Raw genomic sequence first — 20,593 nt, 5'->3', positions numbered from 1 at the left:
GAAATACTCAAAATCTGGTGGATCGATTACTATATCGAGGAGATCGTCCGCTGATTCTCTATTGGTACAAGTTGGATGGTATCTATATTCATCCGAAATTGCTTCGTCAACATTGATCTCGAATATACTCACTTGACTTTCGAATACGTCCTCCTCTATTCTCCGCGACCAACCCGGGTCCAATTGATAGGATTCGTTATGGAGCTCATCGCCATCAAGCGAAGTAACTATGACGTGTACACTGAGAGCACTACTACGCTCGTTGATCAATGAAAAACCGGCTACGGGTTCCTCCCAAAAAATGCATCCTCCCAACGGAATTAAACCACTAATCGAAATCGATTTAAGAAATAACCGCCTCGATTGATTCCTCATAGTATGTGTGAGAGTCTAATCATATACCTATATGTGTTATGGTATAAAAATCCAAACACAAAACATTCCAAAAATCACGCATGTAGAAATTATTTGGGTGTATAGACAACTATATTTGGATAGTTCGTGTGGAAGTTACTCGACCACAAGTCGGTATGCTCGACCAGCACCCGTCACTCTGGTTGAGTCATCCGATCGATTATCCCATGCGATTTCTTACTGTTTTGTAATCGTCTAGGGTCAATCGACCCATACATTATTTCTCGTTGGCCGTCGTACGTTCGAGCATGTACAGAGCGATTCTCCCAGAGGGTCAGATCGTCTGTGAACGCTACGACGAGACGGAGAAAGGCCTCGAGCTGTACGACGAGGACGACGAATTCATCGCGTTCGTTCCCTATACAACCCTTCACGCCCTGATAAACGAGGACGTCTACAGCGAAGACGAGCGCTCGATCATGTAGACACTTCGGGCTCTTGACCGATCGCCTCGAGTTGCTCGCGGTACCGATTCCTGACGGTGACGACGGTCGTTTGGGCGGTCTCGGCGACGGCTCGCTGCGGGATGGTTTCCTCACAAAGGAGGCCGGCGGCGTAGATCGCTGCGGCCGCGAAACCAGTCGGTGACTTCCCGGAGTGAAGCCCTTGTGCAGTCGTTTCCTCGATAATTTCGATCGCTTTCGACTCGACTGTCGTTCCGACGTCGAGCTCCGAGCAAAATCTCGGCACGAACTGACTCGGATTGGTCGGCTCCAGATTGATGTCGAGTTCGTCGGCGATGTAGCGATAGGTGCGACCGATTTCGCGCTGATCGACGCGTGCGACGGCGGTGACCTCCTCGAGACTTCGGGGGATGTCCTCCTTTCGACAGGCCGTATAGAGTGCACTCGTCGCGACGCCTTCGATCGATCGGCCGCGAATGAGATCTCGCTCGAGCGCCTGTCTGTAGATGACGGACGCGGTTTCCTTGACGGGTTTTGGAACGCCGAGTGCGCTCGCCATTCGATCGATTTCCGAGAGCGCGTACTTGAGGTTTCGTTCGCCAGCGTTTTTCGTTCGGATTCGTTCTTGCCAGACCCGCAATCGGTGAATCTGTCCGTGTTTGTCCGCCGACATCGAACGCCCCTTCGCATCTCGGTTACGCCAGTCGATGGTCGTGGTCAACCCCCTATCGTGCATCGACTGCGTGAGCGGTGCGCCGACGCGTGACAGCTGATCGTGTTCCTGCGCGTTGAACGCTCGCCATTCTGGGCCGTAATCGATGGGATCTTCACTCAAGACCAGACCGCAGTCCTGACAGACTCGTTCACCTCGATCCGGGTCCTGGATGATCGTTGCGGTCTCACAGTCAGGACACAGCTCCGCTTCGGATTCTGTCTCCTGTGTCTCGTCTTTAACGCGATGGATGGTAGACCGGCTCATCAGTAATTGAAAAACCGATGGCAAGACTGTAAGGGGGTCACATGGTTTCGACGGAAATACCGACTTACCGGGAGCCCCTAATCGCCCCATACGTCTCGCCGTTCCGACCTCAACTCTCCGCGTTCGTTTCGACAGTGTCTATCAGGGTTGGCTCCCGGTTCGGGGATCGTCACCCGATACCTGTTTTCGTCCCCGTCTGTTCGATACCCAGACTGTTACCCGATGATTTGACTGCGGCTTTCCCGTGTCCGGTTGAGCGCGTCGTACAAACTAGGGGGAAATAGCGGATTCACCTCGTAAAGAGAGCTTTCAGTACCGAACTGTCGAGTTAGTTTATGTCGATGGCATCGAACGTCCTGTTCCAGTGGTTCCAGTACGACGCTTCGCTCGTTGTCGATCTGTTCCTCGAGCTCCGGTATCGAATCCGAATTCTTCCCCTACAGCGTGGATGGTGGCTCCCAATCGGGACGAGGAACGTGACGATTATCTCGACGAATTGTTTCGAACGGCCGTCTGGGTCGCGGCAGTGGCGGGTCGATACGCCGGTCGAAGAAGTGGACCCGTACCAACTTTGCAATGGGTGCGAAACGTGGCCGTGTTTAAGAGTATCACCGTTGGCCTACAAATTGGTGTGTTAATCGTGATTGCGACTTGTCGTTCATCGGCACAGTGGGTGGCGACGGAGGGCCCGTCTAGTGGTTATTTCGAGTACTGGATGAGTCGATTCAAAATGGATGGAACAGCTCGTGGAGGCGTACGGTAATGTCCTCAGTAGATACGTCATTACCCGAAGAAATTACGGCAGTAACTGACCCCGAGCAGAACGCTCGCCTTTCGAAGGACGTTATCTTCGAACTGCTGAAAAACCGCCGTCGTCGAGAAGTCCTCTCGTATTTGCTCGAGACGGAGGGAACTGTAACCCTCGGTGAACTCGCCGAGCAAATCGCGGCCTGGGAGAATGACACGGATATCAATGCATTAAGCTCGGATCAACGAAAGCGAGTGTACGTCGCGTTGTATCAGACGCATCTCCCGAAGATGGACGATGCGGGAATCGTCGAATACGATCAGGACCGAGGGTTGATCGATCTCTCCGACAATGCCGATTTGCTCATGATGTACCTCGACACGGACACGCATCAACAGGACCGCTGGGATCGGTTTTACGCTGTGTTGAGCGTCGTTGGCGTCGCCGTTTTGACAGGTGCATTTCTCGGAGTCCCGCCCCTGACCGCAGTGCCGAACATGGCCCTCGCTGGCACGGTCGTTCTTGCTTTTTGTGTCCTCTCGATCGTTCACCTCGTTGCCAATACACGAGAACAACAGACCGTCGACGGCAAACTTTCGCGGATTGAGTGAACAGTTGGGTGAACACTGCAAGGGTTTTTATCGCACAATCGCTTATGATGAGATGGCTCCCGAATCGTCTTCCACTATCGGAACAGTTCGCGTGCCAGCAACGTGTTCCTGGTGAGGGAGCCACCTTTTCATCGAGTCGGTAATATTGCCGCTGAAACATTCGTTGTGAGTGTTTACAACTCTATTACTACCGTTCGAAACGGCCGACTAGCGGATCGGCGCGGCGCTAACTATGTTCTACTGATGACAGTATCTTCTGACGGTATGTCCTCTCTACCGGAATTCGTTTCAGTGTTTCAACAATGTTCAAAGCGGTAACCGGTCCAAAACTAATACTGTTTGTCGAAACCCGTGAGATATGGTAGTTCGAACTGCAGTCGTCGGCGGCGGAACGATTTCGCGCGTACACTTGCGCGGCGCTCGAAAGAACCCCCAAACGGAACTCGTCGGTGTTTGCGATCTCGACGGGTCGATCGCGAGAGAACGAGCTCGAGAGTTCGGCACGATGGCGTTTACCGATTTCTCGGAACTATTGGCGGCGGGAATCGACTGCTTGCACATTTGCACGCCGGTACAGAGCCACTTCGAAATCGCGAGCCAGGCGATCGAAGCGGGTGTCGGCGTTATCATCGAGAAGCCGGCAACGGTCACCGTCGAGGAGATCGAGAAACTCGAGGAGCTCTCCGAAGAACACGACGTTCCCGCGACCGTTATTCACAACCACCTGTTCTATCCCGTCGTTCGACAGGCTCGCGAGATGATCGAGTCCGGCGAACTCGGACAGCTCCAGAGTGTGGACGTGATCTATACCGGTCTCACACCGCCCGACCAGGTCAACCGCGGTTCTTGGGTGTTCGATCTCCCTGGCGGCGAATTCGAAGAGGGAATTCCACACCCGATCTACACCGTTCTGGGTGTCGGCGGGTTTCCGAAACGTGTCGACGGAATATCCGCACAGACCGCGCTCCTCGAGGAGTACGAAGACGGGTTTAGTTACGATCAGGCCCAGGTCAACTACGTCTCGGAATCCGACGTTCTCTGCAGCGTGAAGATGCTCTCGGGCGGTCAGCCACAGCGTTTGCACGTGATTAACGGCTCCGAGAAGTCGCTCATTCTCGACGAGATCAATCAGTCGCTGTACACCGTCGACGAAGATTACACGAGTTCGCCCGTTTCCCGGACGAAAAAGGCGGTCGACGTGTCGATGGCGCAGTTCTCGAGTACGGCCCAGAACGTCAAACTCGTCGCGTCGAATCGACTCGACGACAGCTGGGAGAACGAGGCGGAATCGAACTCGCACTTCGCCATCTTCGACGCGTTCGTCGAGTGCCTCGAGGGTGACGGGGACGTTCCCGCGTCGCTCGAGCAGTCGAAGTGGACGATTCGGGTCATGGAGGCGATTCGAACGGCCGCACAGTCGTCGACCGAAGAAGCCGACCCGGTCGAAGAACCCGTTTCGATCACGCAGTAACGGAAGTCGGTTCCATCACGCGAGAGGCGATTCGTTTCGATTCGGAAGTCGTGCGGATCGGTCGATAATGCAGTAACGCGAACCGTCGTTCATCACAGCGGTAGACGGTCCTCACTTCGATAGCAATGTCTCTCTCACAACGTATCGCTCGCGGAGTCAAAGCGACCTTCGGGGCGGAACTCGTTCATCTGGGTGCACAGGCGGGAATTATTCTGTTGCTCACCCGGATGCTCGGGCCCGACGGATACGGGACGGTGTATCTCGCCATCTCTGTGTTTTCGGTCGCATCGTTGTTCGGAACGGTCGGCATTCCGAAATCCACGGCGAAGTTCGTCACCGAGTACGCGCAAAAAGATCGCACGCAGGTCCGTCACATCGTTCGTCGGTCGACGATCGCGCTCGTTTTCACGACGGGAGCCGTCTGTCTCGTCTATTTCGCCCTCATCGATCCGATCGTTGCCGTATACGACGAGCCTGCGTTGGGCCCACTGCTCGTGCTCGGCACGGCGTACATCGCGATTAACGTCGCGTACGGGTACGTAACGATCCTGTTTCAGGGGTTCGGAAAGGTACCGTTGACCGGGGTAACGAGGGCGGTTGCGAACGTGAGTCAGTTCGGCGCGATCGTACTCTTGCTCGTCCTGGGATTCGGGACGGTCGGCGTGATCGGAGGGTTCGTTATCGGCTACGCGATCGCGGTCCTCATCGCCAGCCTCTACGCCGCGAAAATCCTTCGAACGTACCCACAGACGGAATCGGCCGAATCGGGTCTCACTCGACGCGTGCTCGAGTACAGCGTCCCGTTGACCGCCTCGCAGGCGGGTAACGTGTTGTACAAACGAGTCGACACGCTGATGGTTGGGTTTTTCCTGACCCCCGTCGCGGTCGGATTTTACGAACTCGCAAAGCAGGTCTCGACGTTCGTCATCGCTCCCGCGGATTCGCTCGGATTTACCGTGGCTCCGACGTTCGGTGAACACAAGTCCTCGGCGCAACTCGAGCGCGCTGCACGCGTGTACGAACAATCGTTCGAGTACATTCTGTTGCTCTATCTCCCCGCGGTCGTCGGTGTCGTTTTGCTCGCCGAACCCGGTATTCGGTTCATCTTCGGTTCGGAGTATCTCGGTGCGGTCCCCGTCTTACAGATATTTAGCGTTTTCATCCTCTTTCAGGCGGTCGACAAGATCACGAACGACAGTCTCGATTATCTCGGGCGAGCCACTGAACGAGCAATTGGGAAAGGGGTTACCGGAACCGCGAACTTCTGTCTGAACGTCGCGTTGATTCCGTTAATCGGCGTCGAGGGGGCCGCACTATCGACGGCGGTGTGTTTCGCGCTGATGGTGCTGTATAACCTCTATTTGATCGACAGCGAACTTGACCTTCACTGGGGGACGATTGCAAAATCGTTCGGGGTGACGGGTGGTATTACCGCCGCAATGACCGCGGCCGTCTACGCGCTGGCACCGTTTATCAGCGGATTGCTCACGCTGTTTGGCGTCGTCGCCTTCGGTATCCTCATCTGGGCGGTGTGTTCGGTCGCAAGCGGTGTCGTTGACGTCGGTGAGGTCAAAGCACACATCTGATCGGACGAGATGTTTTCGGGGATCAACACGGGAGGCTAGTTGCTACCGATCGGCGACTCAACGCTGTCTACGGAGTGGAGAACCAACTCGTTTTATTGAACGTAATTCGGTAGCGAGCACACGCGCGTTAGTACCAACAAAGCCTAACCGGTATAGATTTGAATTGACCGATCACGAAGGGGTTCCGTGTGGACGAGCGATCGGGTATCGATTCCACATTTGTTAGCATTGTATACACTCTCAATTACCGGAAAATCACACGGGTAGTGCGATTATTTGGCGAGTAATACTCAATTATTACAATCAGAATTGAGGGTTCCATTGGTAATATGGTATTTTATCGCCGCCACTTTTAACTCATATATAATAATTCGTGAGTAAAAACTCATGAATAACTGAACGTATAGTCGTGATACAACGATAATCTTTTAATTTTATACAAAATACAAGGGAAGGTTTATACCGGTATAATGGAATTACCCGAATGCATGGCACGCGAACCTTCGGTATTGGACGACGACGACGTAGTCCATACTGACGTTGAGACGGACGAATTGAACAGTAATAACGGATTACTCCATCGACGATCGTACCTCAAACTCGCTGGAACCTCTGTGGCAACCGCTGCGGTTGCGAGTGCGAACCCGGTTTCGGCCGACGAAGACGAGTACGATGTCATCGGCGGTGCCGGCCAAATACGGCTCGGCGACGGTGAAACGTTCGAGAACGCGATTATCGACTTCGATCAGGGCTGGACGATGCTCCACTGTACCGGCGACAACGTGACGATACGTAACGTTGGCTTCCGTGGAACGCACACGTCGGACCAACACGCAATCGTCGTCAACGGTGGCGATACGGTTATCGATAACGTGTACATGGGTGACGGCTGTATCCGGCCCTCGCAGTACTCCAGTCACGGACAGTGCGGTATCTTCGCCCACCGCGACTTTTACGGACACCTCGAGATCCGAAACTGCAATATCCAGAATTGGCCGAACAACGGCATTTACGCCTCCGCCCCCGAATACGACGGTGGCGGAACGATCGAAATCGATAGCTGTTATGCGGCGAACAATTACGTTTCCTGTTACCGCCTCGCAACGGAAGGGTCCTCGGTGTCGAACTCCGTCGCGTACAACGATGGGAGCGGGCGATACACCGGTCGACCGTTCTGGGGATGGTCTCCGGGCACGTTGACGATCGAGAACTGTGACTTCCAGGAGGGTTCGTACAACGAGGCGATCCACCTCAGGGATAGCGGTTCGATCCAGATACGCGAGACGAACCACACCGGCGTTCACGGTGCCGGGTCGTGGAACGTCTCCGAGTCCAACGTGGGCTCGAGCCCCGATCTTTCGATGCCCGACGGCGTTCCAACGTCGGCCGAAGAGGCGGCCACCGGTAGTTCCGACGGCGATTCGGGCGAAGCACCGCCGGAAGAGGACGAGGATGACGAAGACGGCTCTTCGCTTACGAACACCATCGTCTTCGACGGCAACGGGACCCCGGAGACTACCAGCTACGAGTTCGTCGTCAGCGAGGCGGTTGAACCGAGCGAATACGAGGACGCCTCCATCGATGATGCGGCTACGGACGACGAAACGGAAGCCAGCGGCGTCGTCGCGGACTACCTTGACGCGTGGGAGTTCGACGGCGAAATCGAACGGCTTTCGGTCGACGGCGATGCGACGATCCGTGTCAACGGCGAAGAGATCGATCCGGACGACTACGACGACCTCTTCGAGAACGTCATCCTTCTCGACGGTTCCGAAGAGGATGTCACCCGCTACGAGTTTGTCGTCGACGGCGAAGTCATTCCGTCGAACTACGAGGGGGCCTCGATCGACGACGAAGACGAGATCGACGACGGAACGGTTCACGGCGTCGTCGCCGACTGGAAGGACGCGTTTCGGTTCAACGGCGACCTCGAGCAGTTCACTGCGGACGGTCCTGCGACGGTGTATCTAAACGACGAGGAACTCGATCCGTCGGACTACGGCGAAGATCTGCCACACGAACTCGTCGTCGAAGGACGGGGCGTTCCGACGAGTTTCGAAATCACGGTCGATGGAACGATCGAACTGGATTCGGAGGCCGACCCGGAAGACGAGGCGACGACGGTCTCGGGGTCGACCGCACAGAGTTCCGTTACCGACGGGACGCAGGAGTTTTGTTTCTCCGGTGCGCTCTCTGATATCACCTTTTCGGACGGCGAGGCGGCCGTCTACCTCGACGGTGAAGAGATCGATATCTCCGAGTACGGTGACCAGGAACTGTACGCCAACGCGTTGGTTATCGACGGTACCGAAGCTGAGGGGCCCAGCACGTACTCCTTCAAGATATCCGGCGGAGTCGTCAAATCCGACTACGAGGAAGCCTCGATCGACGACGAAGACGTGATCGAAGGCAAACGCGTCAGTGGAGGCGTCGCAAATTGGCTCGACGCCTATTGGTTTGACGGAGATATCGAGGAATTGCAGGTCCTCGGCGATGCGAAAACCGAAATCCAGTACAACGCTCGAAATCAGTAATCGACCCGTTTCCGGCTACTGCTGCAGTCTTTTTTGGGCTGATCGTGCTCGATGAGTTGCGACGAGTCGGTACCGCATGATTGTCGGAGCGGTGGGACGGTCGGTCCACTTTGCGAGGGAACCGCGGGAGACGTGGACAAATCGCCGAGGCGTTCCTCAGGTTGCGATTGCCGTTCCTCGTTCCGTCGATGCGTGCTATTCTCGTTGCATCAGTCCGTACTGGTTTCCGCTCCAGAATCCGTTTCAGGTCGCAGTTTCGAACCGTTTCGAGAGTAATGATCTATTGCACTCCCTTTCACTCCGTTCGCAAAGTCGTGCGACCCGCTCTACGAAATTTTGCGGGGGCAATAGTGGTCCCCCAGCGCGGACGTAACTCTCTCAAGTGGGAATCCGAGGCGCTTCTCGTGTTCGGCGATGCGAGAATCCGCGTAGAGTAGTTCGAGTATCGTGTCCGGCGGATTGGCGGCTTGCGGAACTCGTTCCAAAGCGAGATCCTGTTACCGCGGCGGATCGTCACCGACGCGGTTTGTTTGCGGATACTAGCGCGAGGAGAGGTACGGAACGACGCCGCATTAGTGTCACAACGGGATATCAGTTCGAAAAAAGCCGGGATGAAGCGCAAAACGGCCGCGGACGAATAACGACAGTTAGTTGCTCGGGTATCGACGCCGACTACAGCACCTATTGTGCACCGGTCGCTGCTTCTTCAGGTGAAGTTGGCACACCCTCTGGAACGAAGGCTTCCGGGTTAGTGTCGACGCTGTCTCCAAACTGAACGTCCGATCCACCTTCCTCGCCGATTCCGCCGTCCATACCGGTGTCGTAATCGGTGTCGGAGACGACGACGCTCGTCCCCTGCCCGTTCGCGCCGGCGACGATCGACTGGTTTGCACCGTTCATCTCGAGTTGGCAGTTTTCGACTTCGATGGTCCCGGGCGACCACGCCCAGATGCCACGGCCGCTGAAGCCGCTGCCGTCGACGTAGACGTTCGAATTTCTGACGCTGCTCCCTTCGGTTGCAACGCGATAGTGTGAGACTTCGCAGTTGGCCGCGAAACAGCTATCGATGTGGACCGTTCCGCCGCCTGCACCGCCGGGTGCGGAGCCGTAGATGGCGTTGTCCGCGAAGCCTTGAATGTTGACGTGCTCGAACTCGAGCTGTCCGGAGTGTTCGGGATTGACCCAGAACGCAGTCTGTCCGTGGCCGGTACTGCTTCCGTTGCGGGCGTCGGATCCGTCGCCGAGATAGACGTTTTCGATGGTACTCGTGTCGCCACCGGTGTCCGCAACGCCGAAGGTCGCGGAACCGGCTCCGGAAGTGTTCTCTCCTTCGAAACCGACGTTTCGTATCGACCACCCGGATCCCTCGGCGGTGATAATAATATCTTGGCCTGTCGTCATGTCGACGACCTTGTTCTCCCAGGTTTCTCCCGACCCGATCTGGATCGTCTGCCCGGACGCTTCGATCAGTTCGTACTCCTCGTCGGCGGTGGCCGACCCTGCGACGCCGATGGAAGCGGTTGCGGTTGCGACCGCTGCGACCGAACGTACGTACGAACGGCGCGTTAAGGTTGAATTACTGTCTGTAACTGGAGGGGCTGTCTCGTTAGTGCGGGAATTCTGCGGCATGCATTATGGAAACGAGACCTTGCACTCATAAACTTTTCTTTAGCAAAGAGTATTGAATTTACAGATATTATTTCGTTCGTACTGAATCATTCACGATATAGTGAATATAATTCGAAAACAAGAGGACTATATTTCGCCGAATTCGGCGTGGGGCGTCGAGGGAAAGCCAATATTGACGCTGAAACCCAACTTTAAGAGCCGACTCGAGCGCCGATTCGACTTCAGCGGGTGTCCTGTTCGGCGAACGTGATCGTCCAGTTCGTGGCGTCGGCAACGGCGCGACCTGCGATCGTCCACTCGTGACCGTCTTCGGAACTAATAGGATACGTGACCTGCGTCGTCGGCTGTGATACGCGCGAAAGCGGCGCCGAAAGGTCCGAGTGAAACCCAAAATTCGAAAGCAGCGATTCGGGAATTCCGTCGCCGCTGACGGCGAGTAACGAATCGTCGCGTCGGTCTTCGATGATCCGGTCCAGCAGCGCCCGGAGTCCGTCTCGTCGATTTTTCGTCGTCGCGAGCGGAACGACGTCGGTGAGGTTGGTGATTCGCGACCCGTCCTCGCTCGTGGTTCCGGTAATGATTCCTGCGATCGGCGCTTCGTCCCGCCTCGCGACGTAGGCGTCGTAGGACAGGTTCGGATTATCGAATCGCCAGTCGTAGAACGTTTCGGTCCGATTCGCGTGGATCGTTCCGGGAACTGCCTGGCGATACAACTCGGCGAACACGTCGGTTGGAACTTCGTCGAACCGTTCGACGGAAACCCCTTCGACGCCGCGTTCGCGTCTCTCGCGCGCGCGGAGATACCCTTTCAAAAGCGGGGTGGCGGCGCTCGTCAGCGTCGAGAGGCGCTCGGACTCGTCCGTATCGATTATCGAATCCGGTTGCTGAATGCGGTAGTACGTCGGCACCTCTTCGACGATTTCCCAGCCGTGTTTGAGGCTTCCCGAGAGCGTTGCGGGATTCGGGAAGTTGAAAAACAGTTCCGGATCTCGCTCTCGGTAGTGTTCTTTCATCCGCTCGGTCGTTCGGGAGTAGAGTCCACGACGGCGGTGGTCCGGATGGACCATGACATCCGCCGGCTGGTAGCCCCTGAACGTCTCGTCTTCGACGCGTAACTCGAGGACGAAACTGGGTTTCGTTCCGACGATTTCACCCTCGTGCGTCGCGAGAACGATCGGAACGTGATCGACGTAGGGATTGTCCTCGTACTTCCACTGAAACCACGCTTCGTCGACGTCGCCGAAGACGAGGTCGTACAACTCGAGGAACCCGTCCCTGTCCGCCGCCTCGTATCGTCTGATCTCGTACGGATCCGAGTCTCCGGTATGGTTTCCTGACCGTTCGTCTACCCCTTTTTGGCTACCGCTTTTGTCCGAGTCGTCGGTATCGACGGATTCCGATTTATCGTCGGGCTCCGTTCGTTCAGTCTCGTCCTGCTCGGTATCCATCTCGTTCGTCTCCTTCTCGTCGGTGCTGGGGTTGTTAGACGCCATTGCTCGTTAGTTATCGTGACCGCTGCTATCGGATATCCCGACGCGTTCGGGGGATATCTCCTCGAGTTCCGCCCTTGATAACGAATCCGTCTCGAGCAGTTCGGACCGGTGTTCGTCGAGTAGCGGTGCCCGATTGCCCGGCTCCGGCGGCGTTTTGGTCATCTTTATCGGTGTTCCCGCGATAGTGACGGTTTCGTCGATGTGGGGTAAGTCGGCTTCGACGAGCATCTCTCTTCGCTCGGTATGCTCGCAGTCGTAAACGTCTGAAATATCTTGAACGGGACCACACGGTACGTCCCCCTCGAGTGAGGAGAGGACTTCGTCAGTGGTCCGCGTCGAAACCCAATCCGTGATTTTCTCTCGAAGCTCGTCTCGGTTTGATAGCCGATCGTTTGCGTGCGGGTAGTCGACGACCCATTCGGGTCTGCCCATCGTCTTACAGAGTCCACGCCAGTGGTTGTCGCCGAGTGCGGCGATAACGATGTGACCGTCTTTTGCTTCGAATGCGTTGTAGGGAAAGAGCGTCGGATGGGCGTTTCCCTGCCGTTTCGGAACGTCGCCCGTGTATGAATGTTGATAGACCGCACGCTCGGCGAGACTTACCATCGCGTCGTACATCGCGGTATCGACGAACTGGCCGACGCCGGTGCGATCTCTGTAGTGAAGCGCCGCGAGAATGTTGACGGTGTGTAACACGCCCGTGAAGATGTCACCGACCCCGAACCCGACTTTCATCGGCGATCCGTCTTCCTCGCCCGTCTGGTGCATCACGCCACCGAGGGCCTGCGCGACCAGATCGAAGGCGGGTTCGGCCTGCTTCGGGCTCGAGCCGGTTCGGGGGTCGCCGAACCCGCGCATCGACGCGTAGACGAGCTGTGGATTGATCTCGGCGAGCCGTTCGTACTCGAGGCCGAATTTCTCCATCGTTCCGACGCGGAAGTTCTCGACGACGACATCGGCTTTTTCGACGAGGGACCGAAAGTCCGCCCGGTCCTGTTCGTCGGTAAAGTCCAGTTCGAGACTTCGTTTTCCGCGGTTGATACTTTGGAAGTAGCCGCCGAACTCATCCTCGTCGGAGTAAAACGGTGGCGTTTCTCTGACGAAATCGCCGCCCGGCGGTTCGATTTTGATGACGTCAGCACCGAGATCAGCCAACAACATTGTACCATAGGGACCACCGAGGACCCTCGTCAAATCCAACACACGTACGTCCTCAAGGGCAGACATTGTCGTATCAACCGTGGAGGGTGGATTCGGGCTTTGTTATGCAGGTGTTTCGTAAATTATCGCGGAGTACGGTGTCATTCATCGTCTGCAGTGATAGCATACATTCGGAACTCGTCGTTGGAAATGACCTTGTTCGCTCTCGGTTCCTCGTCGACGCCTTCGAGTGCTGCCTCGCTGTGGTGAAGCCCTTGATACACCTCGAGTTCCCGCGTCGTGTCGTACTCGGACACGACGAAGTAGTAGTCGTGGCCGTCGTAGGCCCCGCTGTAATTCCCGCTTTCGAACTCGGTTACGTTGACGGCCCCGCTTTCGTACGGCGTCGTGGCGACGCTTTCTTCCTCGATTCCGTTGATGCCGTGATCGAACCGGAACGGGTCCGCTCCGTAGCCGACGTGGGGCCGCTCTTCGACTGCGTGTTCGTAGCTCGACTCGTACCCGTTTAGGTGCTGATCGGTTACGTGTTGGTTCGGCTGATAGATGATCGGCGAGGCGTAGACCGTCATCAACCCGAGAATCAGAAACGCCGCGAGCATTGTTGCGACGACCGCGTTCGCGCCCGGCGTCGTGATAACTTTCGAGAGCCCCGCCGTCGCGTGTGCGATCGCGATCCCCGCCAAAATCGTCAGGATCACGAAGATGAACCCGACCTGTCTGAACGCCATCGTCGGCGTTCCGACGAAGTAGACCAGGAACATCCCACCGAGCGGGATCAACGCGAGCCCGAAATACGTACAGAACGCTTTCGTCTCGAGGTCGATATTCGACCAGCCGAGCCAGATGACCACCAGGAAAATCGCGACGATCAGTCCGATAACCGCCGCCTCGAGGAACATTTTGACGAACAGTTCGGCGAGACTCCCTCCGAGTTCGGTCAGGGAAGATCCACGTTGATCGACTTCAGCACCCGCACCGACGTCGTCGGCGAAAATTCCGTAGACCAGCCCGGAAAACGAGTCCCGAAACCGCTCGTTACTGATCGCCCAGATACCGACGATCGCGCCGAGAACGGTCGTGTGAACGTACGTCGTCGGGTGGTGGACCATTGGATGGTCTTCGAACCGCCACCGAGCGAGATACTGGATCGCACCGATCGATCCGAGCAAGACGACGACGGCGACCATCTGTTGGGGGTGAACGAACAACAGCGCGAGGCTGGCGAACACGATGAGCACGCTGAACGGAGAGAGCCCGAGCGGGAGCCGCTCGATGTCGCTTCCCCGTTTGAGATAGGCGGCGAACGCGAAGATCACGACCGGAACGAGGAACAACGCGTTCGAGTTCGTGTGTGCGCCCATGTGCGTCGCGACGTTGTTGACCGGCAGGATCATCCAAGAGATGACGGCAGCGATGCCAACCGCGAGCGCGTTTCCGGAAAGTTCGCGAACCGTCAGCGGAATGAAAATCAGGAACGGGACGAAGAAGACGATGACCATCAAGAGCACGGATCGCTCGAGAGGGACGCCACCGACGAAGTGGATAGCGGAGGCGATCGAGTGCAACCCGGGGTAGAACAGTTCGTGAGGCAGGAGATCCCCGCGAACGATGTCTCGCGTCCAGCCGAGGTGAGACAGCGCGTCACCCACGCCCGCGAACCGGTAGTTCCTGATAAAGGGGAGGCTGACGATCGTCGTGACCGCAGCCGCACCGAGTCCGATCGAGATTGCCTGATACCGACCCCGACACGTCAGCGTCGTACTCACAGCGATCGCCAGTCCGATCGCCAGTCCGATCCACGTCGCCGTCGGCGAGGCCATGTACACCGACGATTCGTAGCTCGAGGCCGGATTCGCTCGCGCGATGAGGATAGCGGCGGCGACCGCAAAATAGCCGAGCGCAAGGACGATGTCGAGTGCGACCCGTTTCATTGCCGATCGCCCGGTTCAAATCGATGTCTTCGTCCCGTATCGATAGCCATTGTTAAAAGCTCGAGCACGGATAACTGGTTTGTTATAGGGTTCATACCCGGTGACCGTTCGCTCGAGTTGACCGTCCCGGTTCGAGAACGGTTCGCCGAGAATGTGTGTATCCTCACCCAAACTGTTCTCCATCGGTGTCGGTCTCACGTCGGTCTGCATTGACGTCGCGAGTAGCGTGATTGAATCTTCCGAGTCTGGTAGTGTCGGCGTCTGAGGATCCCACTACGAGCGGGGTCGACCCAACTCAATCGATCGATCGCTGTCCTCACAGTACGATTCTGAACCATTATTTAGCGAAACAGTCTCTTTTTGTATCCGTTTACCATCAGTTACTAACTCCATTCATGCCTGATACAAGGTGCTTGTAGCACACCACTGAATTACTTGTACTGCTCCCCATCGATTGCTACGCCTGGCTTTCAGATTTTGTGATCAATCAACGATTATACCGATTTTTGTATCCGTCCGTGGTCGATTCTCTCGAATCGAACTCCGATCACCCGTCTACGCCACACCCCACAACATGTCCGCTATCATCATCGACTCAGTTACCGCAGACGACGACACGCTCGAGTCCGTAATCCGGCCGTCGGCCGACCTCGAGCGATTTTTCACCGGAGAGCCGTTTCGAACGACGTACGACGTTGCTATCGAGGACGTCCCTGACGGCGTTCTCGCGATTCCCGTTCTCGCACACGTCTGTCCCGTTGCGTGGGCACAGGGGGCTGATGTCTACGTCGACGAGGTCGATGCCACCTTCGCACGCGCGTTAGAAGATGCAAAAGCCTCGTTGCTCTCAATGTACGACTTTCTCGAAGGTGGGACGCTCTACGCGCGAAACGTAACGAGCACCGCTCCCCAGACCGAGGGCGAGTCCGGATTACTGTTCACGGGTGGCGTCGATTCGACATCGTCGTACGTCCGCCACCAGGCGGACGAACCGACGCTGATCAGCATCCGAGGCTGGACGATTACCCCCGACGCAAGCGACGACGAAGACTGGGATCACCTCCGTTCGCGAGTCGGGGCGTTCGCCGACGAACGCGGCCTCGAGACCGCATTCGTCGAATCGAACATGCTCTCGGCGCTCGATCATCCGATGTTGTTGGCCCACTACAAACGCCACGTCGACGGCGCGTGGTACAGCTCCGTCGGCCACGGACTCGGTCTGCTCGGGCTCTGCGCGCCGATGGCCTACGCACGCGGGATCGAAGATTTGTACATGGCCGCGACGCACTGGGACGGAATCGACCTCGAGTGGGGCTCCCGACCGGATATCGACGACTACGTCCGCTGGACGGGAACTCGGTGCCATCACGACTGTTACGACCTTACTCGCCAGGAACGACTCGAGTTGATCGCGTCGTACGTCGAGGATCACAGCTCCGATCCGGAGGCCTCCCGGCTCGAGTTACAGACGTGCAACACCCGGATGGACGGCAACTGCGGGGAATGTGAAAAGTGCTATCGGACAGCGGTCGGGCTTCGGCTAGCGGGACTCGAGCCGTCCGCCCACGGCTATCCGTTCGCGGACGAGGACTATCACGAGATTCGTTCGTCGTTCGAAAACGGCGACTGGATACTGGGACTCGACGAACGATACATGTGGGAGGATATCCAGCACACCGTTCGTAAAACCGAGCCCTCGAGTCCCGCCGAAGGGTCCTTCTTCGAGTGGCTCTCGACGGCCGATCTCGATGCGCTGGTCGCGGAATCGGGCTCCCCGCTTCACCACCGACTCCTCCGGGCGGGCGCTCGGAACGCCCCGAACAGGGTGTACAACACGATGTATCCCGTCTGGAACGTGGCAAAGGCGGGTGCCCGACGCGTACGCTGAACCGTCCGCTCACCGTCGAACTACCGCTCAAGCACTCGTGTTGTTCGAGGCTTCAGCTTTTGTCCTCTCGGAACCCATCTGGGTGCGTACTCGATTGATTCGAGGCCATTTTCAACTCCGTCGCCGTCTTTCCGAAGATAATCCGGAGGTATAAGGGGTTGAAGCATCACTTGGTAATCAACCGAAAGACGCGCTGTCCTTTACACGGATAATGGTTGGACGTTGGTGGTGTGGACGCGTATCGTTGTCATCTTCAACGCTCATCGCTACCGTTGCAACCATCGTGGCTGTCACTCCTTGTGAACGGAACGCTATGACCGGCCTGATTTATGGAAATAGAAATTGCAACTATCGGTGGTTACGAAGAAGTCGGACGGCAGATGACCGCTGTTCGCGCTGGTAGCGACATCGTCATTTTCGATATGGGGCTGAACCTTTCGAAGGTTCTTATCCACGATAATATCCAAACTGAAGGAATGCACAGTCTCGATCTGATCGACATGGGTGCGATTCCCGACGATCGAATCATGAGCGATCTCGAGGGCGACGTGCGAGCGATCGTCCCCACCCACGGTCACCTCGACCATATCGGAGCCATCTCCAAACTGGCTCATCGATACGATGCTCCCGTCGTCGCAACGCCGTTTACCCTCGAACTCGTCGAGCAAGAACTCGAAGACGAACAGAAGTTCGGCGCCGAGAACGACCTCGTCAAGATGAACGCCGGCGAGTCGATGACGATCGGGGACGGTGGCGTCGAACTCGAGTTCGTCAACGTTACGCACTCAGTTGTCGATGCGATCAATCCCGTTGTTCACACGCCGGAGGGTGCGATCGTCTACGGACTGGACAAACGAATGGACCACACGCCCGTAATTGGCGACCCGATCGATATGAAGCGCTTCCGTGAAATCGGACGCGAAGACGAGGGGGTACTCTGTTACATCGAGGACTGTACCAACGCGAACAAGAAGGGGCGAACGCCCTCCGAAAACGTTGCCAGAGAACATCTTCGAGATGTTCTCTACAGTATGGAAGACTACGACGGCGGGATCGTGGCGACGACGTTCTCGAGTCACATCGCCCGTGTCAAGTCACTTATCGAATTTGCGAAAGATATCGGTCGTCAGCCAGTGCTGTTAGGACGGTCGATGGAGAAGTACTCCGGTACCGCAGAACGACTCGACATCGTCGACTTTCCGGACGACGTTGGCATGTTCGGGTACCGAAACGAGATCGATCAATCGCTCGAACGGATCATGAACGAGGGCAAGGAGAACTTCCTCCCAGTAGTCACCGGCCATCAGGGCGAACCGCGCGCAATGCTTACTCGAATGGGGCGTGGTGGGACCTCCTACGAACTCGACGAGGGTGACAAGGTCGTCTTCTCTGCCCGCGTTATTCCGGAACCAACTAACGAGGGCCAACGGTATCAGGCCGAACAACTGCTCGGCATGCAAGGTGCGCGTGTCTACTCTGACATTCACGTTTCTGGCCACCTCTGTCAGGAAGGCCACTACACGATGCTCGATGCACTCCAACCACAGCATATTATCCCCGCCCATCAAGATATGAAGGGGTTCTCCGGGTATGTCGACCTCGCCTCGGAGCAGGGGTACAAGGTCGGACGCGATCTTCATCCGACCTCGAACGGAAATATCATCCAACTCGTCTGAGCGTCGCCTCGTGAGCGACTCTCTCGAGTAACTCTTCGCGCGAATTTTTCTTGGCAGGATGCGTCTCTCACTCACGAAGCGAGCAAGCGTGAGTGTGACCCTCCCGACCGTGACCCACCATACTGTTAGAGGCCACCATGCCGATGGTGTCTCGGGTGTGTCCGACCAATCCACGGGAAGCTCAGGGGACAAGTCCCGGAGCAGTTCATCGTGGTATTCGCACACACCTTCGTGCCGTCGCGTGATACCATCTGTGAGGTGGTGTTGTAATTCCGTCGCAGCTCGCGAACTCGAAATCAGAACCTTCGGGACTGTCGCCTCGGTCGCGCGTCGAGCGCAACTTATTCCATGTACCCGAGTCCCTTGAGCCGATCTTCGACGTCGGTGAAGTCGTCGTCAACCGCTTCGTCGTCGCTCGAGCGCGTTAGGTCCGTCCGCTGGACCTTGGTCCGAGATGCGGGGGCGTCATCGCGGAACGCATCGAAGAGGACTCGGCCGTCTGCGTTCCCCGGGACGGGCTCTCCGATGCCGTGGAGAAGGGTCGGTGCGATATCGACGACGCGCGCGCCGCGGAGCTCGGCTCCGGGATCGATCGACGGCCCGCGACAGAGAACGATCCCCGTGCTTCGGTGGCTCGCCGCCGTCACGCCGGTGTCGCCGAACGGTTCGTCGGCGATCGAATTTCTAGATTCGTAGCCGTCTTTTCCGTTGACGATGAAGTTCGGCGATTCGGGATCGTTCGGGAACAGGTCGTCGCCGTCGAAGACCCGCAGAATCTGTTCGTCGTTTTCGTTCGTGACCGATTCGAAGAGATCCATTAACTCTTCTTTTAACGCCGGGATATCCGCCGGATCGACCGTTCCGTTTTCGAACCGTCTGGTATCGTTGATGTAGCAGTTCCCGGCGTCGTGGACGAACGCGACCGTTCGCTCATAATCGACGTCGTACAGCGCGTGTTCGCCCGGGATCTGCTCTGCGACGGAGTCGACGAGCGTCCGCGGGAGGGTCTGGATGAGCATCTCCTCGGAGATACCGACTCGATTGAGCGCCTGCTTGACGTTGCTTCGAGATATCCCCAGACTCGCGAGCGCCCCTCTGGTGCCCTCGTCTTCTCGTCTAAACAGGTACCCCTCCTGCTCGAGGAAGTGATTGACGTAGACGAGTTCGTCGATCTTTCCGAATCCGTGGTCGGAGACGACGTAGAGGTCCGCGTCGTGTTCGTCCGTGTAGGTCATCACTTCACCGAGCATATCATCGAGTTTCTTGTAATGCTCAAGGAGCATGTCCATGTCCCAGACGAGGTGCTGGAATCGATCGGGTGCCGTGTAGACGAAAAAGAACAGTTGCCAGTCCTCGGCGTGTTCCATCTGCAAGCGCATGAGATTTCGCCGTTTCTCGAGGATGTCGTTGACGGCGATTTCGAACTCGTCGAGGCGATCCGCGTACTCCGGATAGTTGAGGCTGATCTCGTAGCCGGGAATCCGATCTTCGATTTCGTCGCCTAACTCGGGGGGATGGGTAAAGTCGCTGTCCGTCGAAGGCGTCATCATTCCCGTGACCATCGTTCCGTCTATCTCGCTGGCGGGATAGGTCAACGGAACGTTACCGACGTGGGCGGGCGAGAGTTGCTCCCAGAGGGGCGGTTGTTTGCAGTCCCGACTCGTGTACATTTCGTGAGAATACTCCCTAGAAAGGTTCTGAAATCCGTAGATACCGTGTTTATCCGGCCAGACACCCGTCGCGATAGATGGCCAGGCGAGCGGCGTCGTGGGGGGACGCGTGCTCTCGAGCGTTCCCGCCGCCCCCTCCTCACGCATTCTGGCAAAATTGGGTAGCTCGCCGTCGTCTGTCCATCGTTCGATGAGTCTCCACGGCACGCCGTCGAGACCGAGTACGAATGCTCGCTGAGATGTCGGAGTATGTCCGCTCATGATTGATGAATGAGGCGTCACTGACGCCCGCTGTGGATGTGGTGGCGGGACGACCGTTTTGTTATGTGTAGGTTGCACCGAGAAACGCCGACGAACGCGTGATAATTCAACGACTGAACTGGTCTCGATGGGATGAA

At 56.8% G+C, this 20,593-nt stretch carries 13 protein-coding genes; 7 read left to right on the top strand and 6 right to left on the bottom strand.

What is annotated here, in order from left to right:
- Positions 1-662: 662 nt before the first annotated feature.
- Positions 663-839: a hypothetical protein gene (locus ACZ5C7_RS22260; protein ID WP_464378700.1), complete on the top strand. Its 177-nt coding sequence runs from the start codon at positions 663-665 to the stop codon at positions 837-839.
- On the opposite strand, the gene ACZ5C7_RS22255 is transcribed toward ACZ5C7_RS22260, so the two are convergent.
- Entirely contained in the window at positions 832-1,797 is a 966-nt protein-coding gene (locus ACZ5C7_RS22255) for a transcription initiation factor IIB (RefSeq protein ID WP_464378699.1), read from the bottom strand. The genes ACZ5C7_RS22260 and ACZ5C7_RS22255 overlap by 8 nt on opposite strands.
- Before the next feature lie 762 nt (positions 1,798-2,559).
- Between ACZ5C7_RS22255 and ACZ5C7_RS22250 the strand changes: the two genes are divergently transcribed.
- The 4 genes from ACZ5C7_RS22250 (at position 2,560) to ACZ5C7_RS22235 (ending at position 8,747) form a co-directional block, all read left to right on the top strand.
- Positions 2,560-3,156 carry a DUF7344 domain-containing protein gene (locus tag ACZ5C7_RS22250; RefSeq protein ID WP_464378698.1) on the top strand — a complete coding sequence of 199 codons (597 nt, stop codon included), beginning with the start codon at positions 2,560-2,562 and terminating at the stop codon, positions 3,154-3,156.
- A 358-nt stretch (positions 3,157-3,514) separates the two neighbouring features.
- A complete protein-coding gene (locus tag ACZ5C7_RS22245; protein WP_464378697.1) occupies positions 3,515-4,627 on the top strand; it encodes a Gfo/Idh/MocA family protein in 1,113 nt (370 codons plus the stop codon).
- A gap of 125 nt (positions 4,628-4,752) precedes the next feature.
- Complete coding sequence (locus tag ACZ5C7_RS22240) at positions 4,753-6,213, top strand: flippase (protein WP_464378696.1); 1,461 nt, start codon at positions 4,753-4,755, stop codon at positions 6,211-6,213.
- A 488-nt stretch (positions 6,214-6,701) separates the two neighbouring features.
- Positions 6,702-8,747: a right-handed parallel beta-helix repeat-containing protein gene (locus ACZ5C7_RS22235; protein ID WP_464378695.1), complete on the top strand. Its 2,046-nt coding sequence runs from the start codon at positions 6,702-6,704 to the stop codon at positions 8,745-8,747.
- A 681-nt stretch (positions 8,748-9,428) separates the two neighbouring features.
- Here the strand turns inward: ACZ5C7_RS22235 and ACZ5C7_RS22230 are convergent.
- The 4 genes from ACZ5C7_RS22230 to ACZ5C7_RS22215 all read right to left on the bottom strand — a co-directional run bounded on the left by ACZ5C7_RS22230 (position 9,429) and on the right by ACZ5C7_RS22215 (position 14,961).
- Positions 9,429-10,376 (bottom strand): hypothetical protein, encoded by a 948-nt coding sequence (locus tag ACZ5C7_RS22230; protein WP_464378694.1) that lies wholly within the window; start codon positions 10,374-10,376, stop codon positions 9,429-9,431.
- 221 nt (positions 10,377-10,597) lie between these two features.
- Positions 10,598-11,869 (bottom strand): GNAT family N-acetyltransferase, encoded by a 1,272-nt coding sequence (locus tag ACZ5C7_RS22225; RefSeq protein ID WP_464378693.1) that lies wholly within the window; start codon positions 11,867-11,869, stop codon positions 10,598-10,600.
- Between the two features lie 6 nt (positions 11,870-11,875).
- Positions 11,876-13,096 (bottom strand): succinyl-CoA:mesaconate CoA-transferase, encoded by a 1,221-nt coding sequence (gene mct / locus ACZ5C7_RS22220; protein ID WP_464378692.1) that lies wholly within the window; start codon positions 13,094-13,096, stop codon positions 11,876-11,878.
- A 74-nt stretch (positions 13,097-13,170) separates the two neighbouring features.
- Positions 13,171-14,961, bottom strand: a complete 1,791-nt coding sequence (locus tag ACZ5C7_RS22215) for a hypothetical protein (RefSeq protein WP_464378691.1) — start codon at positions 14,959-14,961, stop codon at positions 13,171-13,173.
- A gap of 574 nt (positions 14,962-15,535) precedes the next feature.
- On the opposite strand from ACZ5C7_RS22215, the gene ACZ5C7_RS22210 reads away from it, so the two are divergent.
- Complete coding sequence (locus ACZ5C7_RS22210) at positions 15,536-16,849, top strand: hypothetical protein (protein ID WP_464378690.1); 1,314 nt, start codon at positions 15,536-15,538, stop codon at positions 16,847-16,849.
- 329 nt (positions 16,850-17,178) lie between these two features.
- Positions 17,179-18,525 (top strand): RNase J family beta-CASP ribonuclease, encoded by a 1,347-nt coding sequence (locus tag ACZ5C7_RS22205; protein ID WP_464378689.1) that lies wholly within the window; start codon positions 17,179-17,181, stop codon positions 18,523-18,525.
- Between the two features lie 341 nt (positions 18,526-18,866).
- Here the strand turns inward: ACZ5C7_RS22205 and ACZ5C7_RS22200 are convergent, their stop codons facing one another.
- Positions 18,867-20,456, bottom strand: a complete 1,590-nt coding sequence (locus ACZ5C7_RS22200) for an alkaline phosphatase family protein (RefSeq protein ID WP_464378688.1) — start codon at positions 20,454-20,456, stop codon at positions 18,867-18,869.
- Between the last annotated feature and the right edge of the window lie 137 nt (positions 20,457-20,593).

This window comes from Halostagnicola alkaliphila (assembly GCF_055379965.1).
The sequence above is the reverse complement of the archived record's forward strand: the minus strand, read 5'-3'. Positions and strand labels throughout refer to the sequence as shown.